Consider the following 12595-nt stretch of genomic DNA (forward strand, 5'->3'; position numbering starts at 1 on the left):
GCGCGTTGCTCAAGTCGGTCTTGCGCCAGGGTGTGCAGACCGTCTACTCACTGAGCGCGTAGGTGCGTGCGCAAGTCTCGGTGATGATGTCGGCGGGTACGCGGGAGATCAGGAGCGCCGCTTCGTACCGGGTTTCGGCGCATCGAGTTCACGCCGGAACGCAGCCCGCGACCGATCTCGCGGCCGGCACTCCGAGGAGCGCGGCGGGTGCGCGTAAGCATCGGGCCGACCCCTGGCATGGAGTCGCCGTACGACGCGACGATGTACTCGCGCGTGATGGCGCGATCGCAGTCAGCACAGATCACGGGCGTGTCCCTTGCATTGGACCGCGGGCTGCCCGCCAGGCGCGGCCGAGCTGTACCACCGTGAGGCAGGCTGCCCCCGCTCGGCAGGCCACGCAGTTCAAGGTGTGGCGGAGCAGCTTCCGGTACGCAGCATCTGGCGCGGGCAGTTTCTTCGTCAGGGTGATCATTGTTGGCCTCTCCAGCAGGTGTAACAGCAGCGCGGAAACCACAGAGCCGACGTTCCGTGGGCGTTAATTGGCCGGGCCCCGAGGTCGTGCGCTGCTCCGTTGGCCAGTGCGACAGAACACCAGACGCAGTGGCTGCCACGCTGTTGGGCGCCGGACAGCGACGGCACAGGTGGCAGGGCCTTTGCAGGAGTGGTCATACGAATGCCGCCACTGAGTACAGGGCCGCCTCTGCCGGCCGGGCGAGGAGGTCGGCGAGCTTGGACCGCAGGGCCTCAGCCTCAACGCGCGAGCGGACCAGTGGCACTTCGGCCTGGAGCTCGTCGATGTTGTACAGCGATACGGGGACACGGACCTCGCCCGTGGCCGGGTCACTGCTTGGCGAGGCGGCACGCTGTGGAGAGGCGTGCCACAAGGTGACGGACATAGGAGAACCCCTACGGTCGGCCGATTGACGGGTTGTCACCGTAAGGGGTTCAGGGCGAGTGGAGGGGGACAGACTGTCCCCTTGTCCCAGACTGTCCCCTACCCTGCTGCCGCGATGCCGACCGCCTCGGCGAGACGTCCGGCCTCAGCCCGCAGTGCGCGCGGCGCCGTGCGCCACAAGTCGGCGGCGACGGTGCGCGCGGATGGTGTGTAGGCGACGGTCTCGGCGCCGATCCGGTGCGCCATCTGCATGACGTGTAGCGCGGCTGTCGTGTCGCCCCTCTGGAGGTGGCCGCGGGCGACCTCGACCCAGAGACGAGCCTGACGCTCTATCGATGGCATGGTGTCGGGGTCGATGTCGTCGGCCAGGCCGATGGCCTTCTGAGACTTACGCAGGTCCGTGGCGACAGAGACCGCGTGAAAGTCGACGTTGGCTCGGCCGAAGACCGTGGATGGGTGCACGTACGAGGGAGGCAGAGACTTCGCGACCTGGTCGCCCTTCCCCCAGTACCGCCAGGCGTCGCCCTCCTTACCTTCGCGCGCGGCCGTCACTGCGGCGTGGAGCTGAAGCGCTCCGTAAATGCCTCGCCAGTCGTCCGGCGCCTCGTCGAGGTGGGGGCGAATCAGGTCGGCAGCTTCTTGGACGACGCGGAGCGCCTCCTCCGGATAGCTCGTCTCGCGCAGGATGTTGCCCATGTTCCAGGCGCTCGCTGCTATGGCAGCGGGCTGGTCCGCGTCCTGCGCAGCCGACAGCGCCCGGTCGGCGACCACCCACGCCAGTTCGGCCGGGGCAACGTAGGCGGTGGCCTGCCCGGTGAGGCGGTAGATGTCGGACAGGGCGACGAGTGCGGCGCGGCGTTGGGCCCCGTCGAGGGTACGGGCCGCGGCCTCGCCATCGCGGATCAGTGCGGGGAGCAGCGCTCCGACCTCAGTGCGGTTCCTGCCCGAGGCATGCCATACCCGCCACGTCTGGTCTGTGCGCCCCTGAAGTACAGCCGGGTCGACCGGCTTGGCCGCCGAGACTGTAAGGCTGCGGGTCATGACCGCAGCCCAGATGTCCGGCATGCCAGGGTGAGTGAGACGGCCGAGCGGAACCGGTGTGCTGGTATTGGTGCCGGTGATGGCGGACAGGTCTCCGACCTGAAGCGCGGCGGCGAGGGCGAGCAGCAGGGTGTGGGAGCGGAGTTCCCTTTCGCCAGTCTCGATCTTCTTCAGCCAGTCAGGTCCCCGGTTGCACAGCCCGGCGAGGACCGGGCGGGACATGCCGCGTGACTCTCTGAGGACTTTGATCTTCTCGCCCATGCTGAGCTCTGCGGGGATGTCCATGGTGCCCCTCCGTCTGGCTGATGCCGGTTCCGCCAGCGTACGGCCGACGGTGGGGTGTGTCTGCGGGGTCAGCGCACTGTCCGCCTGGGTCGGCATTTGGGCAACCTTCTGACCTGCGCATTTGGTGATTTGGGTCAGCAATCGGGTCAGGGGTGCTGAAGAGAGTTCACGACATCACCTGAACGGGAGTTGTCGTGACTGGAACACGGGTCTTTGAGTCGCTGGACGCCGAATGGGCGCTGGTCTGCGCCGAGGCCGGGCGCGCCGAAATGGTGCTCGGCTGGCTGCGGGAGGGCGGGGTCGTCCTCAGCAGCGGGTGCACGGCGGGTCTTCAGGAAGTGCTGGCCGAACTGGAGCGCCAGGACCGGGCGCAGGGGCGTGTGCACAGTGACCGGTGGATGCGGGTGCTCCTGGAGCGTGCGTCCGGCGAGGGCGTCGAGGCACAGTTGGCAGCGCGGGTGGTGGTGCAGGCGATGCTGCCGGGTGCGGTGCGGATGACGCAGCGGCTGCTGCGGGCCGGCCGGGATTTCGACGGGACGGGCAGGTCGTCGTCGCGTGCCTGTATCAGGTGGTGCGGCGGTATCCGCTCGGCCGGAACGGCGCGGTCGCGGCGAACCTTCTCCTGGAGACGCTGCATCTGGCGAGCCGTGAGCTGCAGGCGGACACGGAGACGGACGCGCTGCCGTGGCACCCGGCCCTCGAAACCGCGACCGTACCCGGCGAGCCGACGGCGGACGATCCGACAGAGGCCCTCTGGCGGACGGTCCTTCGGCGGCAAGCCGCCGAGGCCGGGCTCATCGCGGCCGGGGAGGTCCCGGACGGTGCGCGGGGCGAGCTGGTCGAGCTGCTGGTATGGGCCGTGGCCGCCGGCCGGCTCGACGTGGTGCGGGCCCGGGTGATCGCGGACGAGTCCCGGGCCGGGGCGCGGGAGAGCGCGGAGCGGGCCGGCGTGTCCGCGGTGACGTGGCGGCAGCGCCGCAGCCGGACCGTACGGCAGCTACGGCCGATCGCGGACCAGTGGACGCAGGCCGCGTGATGACGATCTCTCAGATTTCTCGGCTCTGGCTGTCACGTCTGGGGCGTGGTGGCTCCTTGGTCCGGGTGTGTGGCGGAACGGCTGCCGCACCCGGGCTTGGAAGGAGTGAGCAGAACATGGCGGATCCGATGCCCGCGACAGAGGGCGGTACGGACTTCGAGCTGCTGATGCAGGCACGTCAGCGGCTGCGCGATCTGGTGGTGCAGCTGGAGATGGCGCCGTTCGCGGACCGGACGGCGGCGTCCATGCGCGCTTATCTCGATGAGGACGCGGGACCAGTGCAGGCGGCGTTCGCCCGCTGGGCGGCGTTGCCGAAGGCTGCGCGCGACACGATGGCTGCCCGGATGTGGCAGGAGCAGCCGTGAAGCGCCGCAAGGACCACGCGGAGGACGTGCTGCCGGCCGAGGCGGGCGGTTGGTCGCTGGGCTCCCTGGGCGCTGCGGCGAACACGGTGACGGTGCTCCGCCGTACGGCCTGGGCCTTGCTGGTGGCCGGGCCGGTGCTGGCGGGGTGGGCGCTGGTGTCCCGGCCCGCGGCCGCACCGGCTGCAGCCCCGGTCCGGCAGGAGCAGCCCGCGGCCGGGCAGTCGGCAGCCGGGCCGGGCGGGTTCGCGGAGCTGTTCGTGAGCGCGTATCTCGCGGCCGGGGAGGGCACGGAGGAGGCCCTGGCGCCGTTCCTGCCCAATGCCCGCGACGTGAGTCTGACGGCGGATCCGGGTGTGCAGCGGGCGCAAGAAGTCGCGGCGGTGCGGGTGCGGCTCGTGTCCTCCGGCTACTGGTCGGTGACCGTGGCTGGCCGGGTGGCCCCGGCCGGTGCTCCGGACGGGAAGAAGAAGCCGGACGAGGTCGGGACCGGATCCGGGCCGGTGCTGCGGTACTTCCAGGTCCCGGTCAGAACCGGTACAGGGGGCGCTCTGGCGGCTGCGGCTCTGCCGGCCGAAGTGAGCGCACCGCTGTCGGGTGAGGCTCCGGTGCTGGCGTACGGGCAGTCGGTTCCGGTCCGCAGCTCCGATCCGGCTGGGCAGACGCTCGCGGGATTCTTCGCCGCCTATCTCGCCGGCAGTGGTGAGCTCGACCGCTACCTGTCCCCCAGTACGGCCCTGGCTGCGGTGTCGCCCGCGCCGTACACGCAGGTCGAGGTGGACCGGCTCGCCGAGGTCGGCACGAACGACCCGGGCAGCGCCCTTCCGCAGTCGGACGGTGCGCGCAGGCAACTCCTCGTCGACATCACCGCGTCCGATACCGGCGGTCAGAAGCGGCCTCTGACGTACGCAATCACGATCACCGCGCGGGACGGGCGCTGGGAGATCGCATCCGTGGAAGGCGCCCCCGTGCTGAGCAACGAGCCGGCTGGGGCCAAGACGAAGGAGAGCACCCAGTGATGGACGTAGTGGATGTAACGGTGCTGGCCGGGGCGATCGACGACGTCAACCAGCTCAGCCAGAAGATCAACGACCTGCTGGTCGGCTCGGTGATGTCGCTCATGGTGGTCACGGCAGTGGTGGCTGCCTGGGTCAAGACGAAGTCGGTGGTGTCCGCTGGCATGGCACTCGTCGGCGGAGTCACACTGTGGTTCGCGGTGATGAACGCGGCGGTGTTCCGCGACAGCGTGGGCGAGGACATCGCGCCGGACAACGGCACCGCCAAGAGCGCGGGTGCCGGTTACTCGGTGGTCCGGGTCATCGAGCCGGTGACCGGTGACCGGCGATGAACGGATTTCTGGCCGGGTGTGTGGCGGTGCTGTTCGTTCGGTTCGCCGTGTCGTACGTGTGGGCCAGGATCCGTTCCCTGCTGGCCGCTTCGGGAGCAGTGTTCATCAGCGCGGCGGCGTTGTGGCAGATGTTCGGTGAGCTGCGATGAGCGGCGCTGCGGAATCGTCCCCGGAGATGCTGATCGGCCGGTGCTACACCCGGGCGCGCCGTCACCCTTTGATGATCGGGAAGTGGCCCGGTGGGCGGGGACGGATCTGGGGTGGTCCGTACACGGTGCCGCAGGTCGTGGTTCTGGCCGTCTCGCTCGCGGGCCTGGTGCTGACGCGGGGGGTGTGGGCGCATTTCGGGCTGTTCAACTACGCGATCGCGCTCGGTGGGCCCTACGGGTTGTCGCTGCTGGTGCGTCACGTCCGGGTCGAAGGTCGTAATCCGCTGGCGGTGGCCGCAAGTTCCGCCTCGCTGATGACGAGGCCGTCCGGGGGGCGGCTGGGCGGGCGTCCGCTCAGGGCCCTGGGCGGTCACCGGCCGCTGATCGGGGTGTGCAGCGTCACCTGGGCAGCACCGCAGTCCCGAGCGGGGAGCGGGAGCCCGGGCGATCGTGTGCTCCGCCCGGTCCGGTCGCCGGCTGTGGCCTCCCGCGGGATGGCCGCCGGGCGCAGCGCCGCGGCGAAGAACGTACCGGTGGCCAACGGTGCAGCGCGTGGGGCGGGTGGGCGGCGGCCGGCGCCGGTCGCGGCGGCGTTGCTCGCTGCCCGGCGTCGCGAGAACCAGTTCAGCGCGAGTGCGAGTGATGCGCCGGTAGCGCAGCGGCATGTGGCCGGGAACGTGATGTGGACCGTGCACGGTCAGGTCTGGGCGGTCTACCGGGTGGCGGGAGCAGATGCCGCTCATACGTCGCGGCGGGCGAAGGAGCAGCGGCTGAAGCAGTTGGAGGCTTTGGTCAAGGCGCTCAGGGGTGAGTCGATGCTGCTGAGTCTGTGTCCGGCTGTCGACCCGGCCGGTGTGGTCGCGAAGATGACCGAGGGCATCGACCTGGTGGCCTCTCCCCGCTATCGGCAGGCCATCGGTGTGTTGCGGGGGCAGCTGGAGCAGCTGGGGCTGACGGGGCGTACGGACTGGCTGGCGGTGCCGCTGCCGATGACGCGTGGGGAGTCGGCGCGGGAGGTCTTCGCGGCGGCGCGTGCGGATGTTGCCCTGCAGCTGGGGCTGCTGCCGCGGCCGGTGTCGGCGCGTGAGGAGGACGAGCGCCTGGCCCAGGCTCAGCGGATGGCGTCGGTGTGGCCCTCAGCGATTGCTCTGCGCCCGGCGACGACTGCTGAAATTCTGTGGATCTACGGGCACAGTGCCCGTCGTGGTGTCCTCGAACCGGTGCTGCCGGACGGGGCGGGTCCTCGGATGCGGGGCCGGGGGCGGGGTGCGGCGGCGCTGGGTCAGGTGGTGCTCGCCGAGGGCGGCAACCTGCTCGACGAAGAACACGTCTCGGGCAGGGGTGACGGCGGCCTCGGCCGGGCGGGGAAGCGCGCGGGGCGGCGGAAGGCTGGGCGGGCAAATCCGTTCGCGCGGCGGTGGCTGGAGGTGACCACGGAGTGGGGGCCCTCGTATCAGGTGATGCTCGCCCTTTCCGAGATGCCCGAGGCGTTCGCGTTCCCGGGGTCTGAGTATCTGTCGTCGCTGGATGCGTTCTCGTTCCCGGTGGACTGGGTGGTGCGCCTGAGTGTCTCTTCCGGCACCGAGGCGGAGGCGAAGACGAGGCGTCAGGCGCGTGAGCTCGCCAATCAGTACAGCGAGTACGACGATGAGACCGCGGGTGTCCCGGCCAGCGTCGACAAGGCGGTGGGGAGCCTGGACGAGTACCGCGAGCGGCTGACCGCCTCCGGCACAGAGGTCGAGGTCCGTGCCATGACCGCCCTGTGCGTGTGGGGCGGCACCCCGGAGGAGGCCGAGCGGCGGGCCGGAGAGCTCGCCGGGCACTTCGCTGGCAACGAGTACACCTTCGCCCGGCCGCGCGGCGAGCAGGAGAATCTCTGGCACGGGATGCTGCCGGGTACCCGCACCCCGCAGGTCATGGCCCAGTACGCGCAGTACGGTGGCGCGGGATTTCGCGATGGCCGGCCCGTTCACGGGCAGCGGGCTCGGCGATACCACGGGGCCGTTGTTCGGGCTGCAGCTGGCCGGCGGCGGTGTCCGGCCGGTACTGACGGACTGGACGCGCGGCCCGCGGGAGAACACCTCGGCGACCGCCGCGTTCCTCGGGGAGCTCGGTGCGAGCAAGACGACCGCGATGAAGTCGGCCTTGTACTCCGTGCTCGCCACGGGCCGGCGGGTGCGGGGCGGTACGCGGCGCGGCCGGGCCGTGATCGTGGACCGGACCCCGCGCCAGGAATGGCTCCGCTACGCGCAGGCGTGCCCTGGTGATACCGAGTGCATCACCATCGACGACCAGGCCGCCGTCTCTCTCGATCCGCTGCGCACGTTCACCGGGCGGGAGGCGCAGCGCTTCACCGAGTCGTTCTTGACGCTGCTGCTGGGGCTGGCTCCGATGAGTGATGAGGGCATTGCGTTGTCCGAGGCGGTCGAGGCGGTGCTGGCCGAGCCCCACCCGTCGATGCGGGTCCTGGTCGAGGAGCTCACCAACCGCGGTGCGTCCGGTGATACGCATTCGGCGATGGCTGCCCGCCGCCTGTCCGCGGTCAGGCGCAAGGACCTGGCCCGTGCCATTTTCGACGAATCACTGCCCGTGGTCCGCGGCTCGTCTGCCGACACCCTGGTCTTCTCGGTGTCCTCGCTCGCGCTGCCCACCAAGAGCGAACTGCGCGGCGGTGGGGACCGGCTGGACAAGATGGAGTTCGAGAAGATCTTCGGGCGCGCGGTGATGTACCTGATCGCCGCCCTGTCCCGGAAGGTCGCCTACGCGGACTTGTCCGAGTTCGCTCTGGTGGTGTGGGACGAGTGTTGGTGGCTGACCTCCAGTCCGGAGGGCCTGGCCCTGGCGCTGGAACTGGTCAAGGACGGGCGCAAGCACAATGCCGGTGCCCTCTTCGGTGGGCATGACGAGGACGACATCGGCCCGGCCGACAACGAGAACGGGCAGATCCTGCGCGGTCTGATCCCCCGCAAGTTCGTCTTCCGGCACACCGACACCAACCTCGCCCGCCGGGCCCTGCGCTTCCTCGGCTGCAACCCGGACGACGAAGACCTCCTCGCCCTGGTCACGACCGGGCTGTCGCCCAACAGTCCCGAGCTCAGCGACGAGGAACGCGCGGCGCGGGCCGGCGAGTGCCTGCACCGCGATCTGACCGGGCGGATCGGCGCCATGCAGGTCACTCTGCCCGCCGACGAACAGGCCGTCGCTCACATCCACTCCCAGCCCATGCAGAGCGCAGCAGCATGACCAGGCGGGCCGCCGCACCGGCGGGAACACCGACGGCACGCACCCGGGGCATACGGGTGCTGCAGGGAATCAAGCGGTGGCTGCGTCCCGGGCGGTCCATGGCCGTGGGCCTAGCGCTGCTGGCGCTGTCGTGCCTGACGTCGCTGGTGCTGGCGACCGTGACGGCCAGCGCGGCCCCGACGCCGTCGCCGACGCCTTCGGTGGGCCCGACGCTGCCCGGCCCGGACAACCCGCTCGCCCCGAGCCCGATGGTGCCCGACCCGGGTACCTCGGGCAGGCCGGACGACTCCCCGCTGATCCAGGACGCGAACAAGGAAGCGGCGAAGAAGGAGAAGGCTGCCCGCACCGAGTTCGACAAGCGCGTGGCGAAGTACAAGAAGGACCGGGCCTCGCAGGGCGGGGTCCTGTCCGCGTTCAATGTGACCGACCGGGACGGGAATCCCGTCAGCTCCTACCGCATCTACTCCGACACCGGGGACTGGAACGACTGGGACCTGAGCGTGGAGGGGTTCCTCGTCGAGATGGCGTTCATGGGGAACAAGTGGGTGGTCAGCTTCGCCGGTTTCCTCCTGACCTGGAGCCTGGCCTTTTCTTTGGCCGGGCTGATGCTCAAGCCAGCGCTGCAGGTCTCGACGTCGCTGTACAGCGGCGTCGTCGTGCAGATGGGGCTGCCGCTGCTGTTCCTCACCTTCACGATGGTCGTCGCGGCGTGGCATCTGCTGTTCGGAAACCGGGTCCGCGGCTGGGGCGAGATGGTGGCGGCGCTGGTCGTCTCCGCGCTCGCACTCGGTGCTCTCGCCTCGCCCCCACAGCTCCTGCTCAGCACCGACACCTGGGTCGTGGGCACCGTGCGGGCCCTGGCCGTCGAGACCGCCGCCCTGGTCCTGGACAAAGAGGCCATCGACTCGAACCGGCCGACCGCCGAAAGCGAATGGGAGAAGAAGCCTTCCGGGTCGACCGTGGGCGCGCAGGTCCGTTCGTCGCCGAGTGCGCTGGCCCGGCCCATCACCGATGCCCTCGTGGACGCGTTCGTCGCCCGGCCGGCCATGCTCCTTTCCTACGGGCGGACCTTCGAGGGCAGCTGCGGGAAGAGGTTCCGCGACTCTCGGATCCAGCAGGCCGTATTCGACCAGCTCGTCGACTCCACGATGGAGAACGGCAAGTCCTTCCTCAAGGACCTGCCGTTCGGGATCGGACTGCCCGACAACGTCAAGAACTGGATGGTCGACACCACCATCGACGTCTCCTCTGCCCAGATGCTGGAACAGGTCCACACGGCCGGCCCCATCAAGGCATTCGAGAAAGCATGCGTGCCGAACGCGGGCAGGCTGAAAAAGCATCGATGGACAAGGTCGGCGGCGCCATCTTCATGCTCCTGGCCGCGTTCCTCACCTGCGCATTCGTCATCGTCCTGGACGCTGCATTCCTCTTCGCCCAACTACAGATCGCCATCGAGGCGATGATCGCGAAGGTGGCCCTCGCCGCCGGGATCCTGCCCGGCTCCGGCCGCGCCTGGCTGTGGGACCGGGCCGCGGCCATCGCCCGCGGCCTCGCCCTGATGCTCGCCTCCATCGCCTCCCTGTCCGTATTCATCGTCGTCGTCAACGCCGTACTGAACACACCGGAGAGCGACCTGCCGGGCGGTCTCACCGTCCGGTTCGTCCTCCTGGACTGCGTCTGCGTCGCCGCGTTCATCTACCGCAAGAAACTCGCCCGCTCCACCCGCGGAGCAGTGGCACGCGCCCGTCACCGCCTCGGCAACTCACCCCTGGGCGGCGCCTCCTCCCCTACCTCCGCCAGTCCTCCGCGGCGCGGCGGGCTCGGCAAGGGCCTGCTGCTCGGCGGACTCATGCTCGGCGCGGCCGTCGCCACCGGAGGAACCAGTGCCGCACTCGGCGGAGCCGGACGCATCGGCACCACCCGGCTCGCCACGCGCCTCGGCGGCCGGCTCGCCCAGGGCGGGGGCCGCGCCGTGGCAGGACTGACACAGCTCACCGGCCGCACCATCGAAGCAGGCGCCAAGGGCACCGCGAAGGCCGGGGCGTTCGGCCTCAAGGCCACCGTCGGACTGCCGGTGTACGGGCCGCGCGCGGCCCGCAGGGTCGGCGCCGCCGCAACGGCCCTGCCCGGCCAGGCCGCCGGCCGGATCAGCAGCGCGGTCCAGAACCTTCAACAGCGCGCGGAGAGTTTGAATCGGAGCTATGTCCAGCCCGCCCAGCAGTTCGCCGGGGAGTACCGGCACAACGTGCGCTCCCTCGGTCGAATCGTCCGGGGCCGCCCCGGACTCGGCCCCTACACCCCGCCGCCCAGGCCCACCGCGCCCGGCCCTCGCCGGGCCCCGGCACCCCGCCCGGCCGGCCCGCCCCCTGCCCCTGCATCTCAGCCTGCCCCTGCGCCGGCGGTCCGGCGGCGCCTTGCTCCGCCGCGCGTCGCCCAACCGCCCTCCAGCGCGGCACAGGCCATGCTCCAGCAGCGCCTGCACCGCATGCGCCAGCAGAGGAACACCGGGAACAATGCCCCAGCAGCACCGGCGCCCGCGCCCCTCGCCCCTGCACGCCGTGCGCGGACCGCGCCCCGCCCCGGCGGTCGCCCGTGAGCGGCCTGCGGAAGACGGTACTGATCGCCTCCCCCGTGCTGGCCGCAGCCGTGGGCGTCGTCGGTGTCCTGGTGCTGTTCATCGCCGCCGTCGCGAACGGGGCGGCCGGACACGAGAAAGAGACCACAGCCCCGCCGGCCGCCCCCGGGGTGGCGCCGGGGGCGGCCGGCATCAGTCCGGTGATGCTGTCCGCCTACACCCGCGCCGTCGCCAAAATCCCGACCGTGCGCCCGAAGTGCACGGGCATGCGGTGGTCCGTCATCGCCGGAATCGGCAAGATCGAGTCCAACCACGCCGCCGGGCACAGCGTCACGGCCAGCGGCGACATCAGCCCGCGGATCCTCGGTGTCCGGCTCAACGGCTCCGAGGCCGGAGGGAACACCAGCACCTTCTCCGACACCGATCACGGCCGGCTCGACGGCGACACCGCCTACGACCGGGCCGTGGGCCCCATGCAGTTCCTGCCTTCCACCTGGAACGGCCCCAGCGGCCAGGACGGGAACGGTGACGGCGTGAAGGACCCGCACAACGCGTTCGACGCAGCCCTCGGGACGGCCGTGTACCTGTGCGGCACCGGGACCACCGACCTGTCACGGACCGATCAACTGCGCAAAGCGGTCTACCGCTACAACCACTCCAACACCTACGTGGACGACGTCACCGGGCGCATCAACGAGTATGACCGCCTTCCCGCCACCGGAGACAGCACAGGCAGCACGGCGACCGGGCGGGCCGGCGCCGTCGTCAACGCTGCGATGGCGCAGCGCGGCACCCCCTATGTGTGGGGCGGCGGCAGCACCACGGGCACGACCAAGGGCGGTTACGACTGCTCAGGTCTGATGCTCTACGCCTTCTACCAGGGCGCCGGGGTCACGCTTCCCCGCACCTCCCAGCAGATGCGGCACTCCGGCACACGAGTCCCCCGCTCTCAGATCCGGCCCGGCGACCTCATCGTCATCAACAACGACGGGAACTGGGGACACGTCGTCAACGAAGCCACACGTGGTCCTGGCGACGCAGCGGCGAATTCACGGTTTCCACCGATCAAGCTCACGGAGTCGATCGGCGCCTGGCGCGTGCATCATCTCCGTCGGCCACTCGCGGCCGGGAAACTGTTCGAGGGTCTCCGGGATCGGTCTGGCCCGGCCTTCTTCGTCGAGCTGCACGGCTTCCTTCTCCTTCGTGGTGTGGCGGGTCCTGCGGTGCCGGGCCCATCCGAGCATGGCGCCGTCCCTCCCCTGCGCGTCTCGACCGGCGCCGGTGTCAGTAAAACTACGCAATCGGCCACGGGAACCTCCCTGCTCATGACCAAACGGCCTGGTCACATGTACTACGTTCTGTCAGGTCCGGCTTCCGGCCTGCCGGGGTCCGTTGTCACTGCACCGTCCAGGAGTCCTCACCATGAGCGATGTCATGAGCGAATCCCTTTTTGCTGCTGTCGCGCCTGATCGTGGCGGTGACCCCGCCGAGGGTGCCGCACTGGTTCGTTCACTGATCGCCGACGGGGCGGATGTCTCGGCGCACGAGGGGCAGGGCGCCATCACGTTGCACCGGGCGGTGAAGGCCCCGTACGGCGCCGACGACCCGCTGCCTTACCTTGCGGTGATACGGGCGCTGCTGGAGTGCGGTAGGAAAAGGAT

The 12595-nt window shown here is 70.3% G+C and carries 11 protein-coding genes; 9 read left to right on the plus strand and 2 right to left on the minus strand.

The features are described 5' to 3' along the window. Positions 1-665: 665 nt before the first annotated feature. Together ABZ622_RS38310 and ABZ622_RS38315 are read right to left on the minus strand one after the other, a co-directional pair. A complete protein-coding gene (locus ABZ622_RS38310) occupies positions 666-896 on the minus strand; it encodes a hypothetical protein (protein ID WP_360551401.1) in 231 nt (76 codons plus the stop codon). A gap of 98 nt (positions 897-994) precedes the next feature. Next, positions 995-2197: a helix-turn-helix transcriptional regulator gene (locus ABZ622_RS38315; RefSeq protein WP_360551403.1), complete on the minus strand. Its 1203-nt coding sequence runs from the start codon at positions 2195-2197 to the stop codon at positions 995-997. A gap of 592 nt (positions 2198-2789) precedes the next feature. Between ABZ622_RS38315 and ABZ622_RS38320 the strand changes: the two genes are divergently transcribed. From ABZ622_RS38320 to ABZ622_RS38360, 9 genes are all read left to right on the plus strand, one after another. Then, positions 2790-3257 carry a hypothetical protein gene (locus ABZ622_RS38320; RefSeq protein WP_360551405.1) on the plus strand — a complete coding sequence of 156 codons (468 nt, stop codon included), beginning with the start codon at positions 2790-2792 and terminating at the stop codon, positions 3255-3257. Positions 3258-3373: 116 nt separating this feature from the next. Beyond that, positions 3374-3622: a hypothetical protein gene (locus tag ABZ622_RS38325; protein WP_360551407.1), complete on the plus strand. Its 249-nt coding sequence runs from the start codon at positions 3374-3376 to the stop codon at positions 3620-3622. Further along, complete coding sequence (locus ABZ622_RS38330; protein WP_360551409.1) at positions 3619-4638, plus strand: conjugal transfer protein; 1020 nt, start codon at positions 3619-3621, stop codon at positions 4636-4638. Before ABZ622_RS38325 ends, ABZ622_RS38330 begins: the two co-directional genes overlap by 4 nt. Further along, positions 4638-4967, plus strand: coding sequence for a hypothetical protein (locus ABZ622_RS38335; RefSeq protein ID WP_360551411.1), 330 nt, complete (start codon positions 4638-4640; stop codon positions 4965-4967). Before ABZ622_RS38330 ends, ABZ622_RS38335 begins: the two co-directional genes overlap by 1 nt. After that, the gene (locus ABZ622_RS38340) at positions 4964-5116 is read left to right on the plus strand and encodes a hypothetical protein (protein ID WP_360551413.1); all 153 of its coding nucleotides are present in this window, start codon (positions 4964-4966) and stop codon (positions 5114-5116) included. The genes ABZ622_RS38335 and ABZ622_RS38340 overlap by 4 nt, the downstream gene beginning before the upstream one ends. A 1956-nt stretch (positions 5117-7072) precedes the next feature. Continuing rightward, complete coding sequence (locus ABZ622_RS38345; RefSeq protein WP_360551415.1) at positions 7073-8359, plus strand: ATP-binding protein; 1287 nt, start codon at positions 7073-7075, stop codon at positions 8357-8359. Next, a complete protein-coding gene (locus ABZ622_RS38350; protein WP_360551417.1) occupies positions 8356-9822 on the plus strand; it encodes a hypothetical protein in 1467 nt (488 codons plus the stop codon). Before ABZ622_RS38345 ends, ABZ622_RS38350 begins: the two co-directional genes overlap by 4 nt. A 1129-nt stretch (positions 9823-10951) precedes the next feature. Continuing rightward, a complete protein-coding gene (locus ABZ622_RS38355) occupies positions 10952-12403 on the plus strand; it encodes an NlpC/P60 family protein (protein WP_360551419.1) in 1452 nt (483 codons plus the stop codon). Beyond that, a partial coding sequence (locus ABZ622_RS38360) for a hypothetical protein (protein WP_360551421.1) occupies positions 12357-12595 on the plus strand: 239 nt, incomplete at its 3' end. The genes ABZ622_RS38355 and ABZ622_RS38360, both read left to right, overlap by 47 nt.

Source organism: Streptomyces sp. NPDC007164 (genome assembly GCF_040634135.1).
In the GTDB taxonomy this organism is placed as follows: domain Bacteria; phylum Actinomycetota; class Actinomycetes; order Streptomycetales; family Streptomycetaceae; genus Streptomyces; species Streptomyces sanglieri.

What these genes read in the sequence shown, in the direction of transcription:
- ABZ622_RS38335 (WP_360551411.1), top strand. Translation starts at nt 4,638, where the DNA reads ATGGACGTAGTGGATGTAACGGTGCTGGCCGGGGCGATCGACGACGTC.
- ABZ622_RS38315 (WP_360551403.1), bottom strand. Translation starts at nt 2,197, where the DNA reads ATGGGCGAGAAGATCAAAGTCCTCAGAGAGTCACGCGGCATGTCCCGC.
- ABZ622_RS38340 (WP_360551413.1), top strand. Translation starts at nt 4,964, where the DNA reads ATGAACGGATTTCTGGCCGGGTGTGTGGCGGTGCTGTTCGTTCGGTTC.
- ABZ622_RS38310 (WP_360551401.1), bottom strand. Translation starts at nt 896, where the DNA reads ATGTCCGTCACCTTGTGGCACGCCTCTCCACAGCGTGCCGCCTCGCCA.
- ABZ622_RS38350 (WP_360551417.1), top strand. Translation starts at nt 8,356, where the DNA reads ATGACCAGGCGGGCCGCCGCACCGGCGGGAACACCGACGGCACGCACC.
- ABZ622_RS38345 (WP_360551415.1), top strand. Translation starts at nt 7,073, where the DNA reads ATGGCCGGCCCGTTCACGGGCAGCGGGCTCGGCGATACCACGGGGCCG.
- ABZ622_RS38325 (WP_360551407.1), top strand. Translation starts at nt 3,374, where the DNA reads ATGGCGGATCCGATGCCCGCGACAGAGGGCGGTACGGACTTCGAGCTG.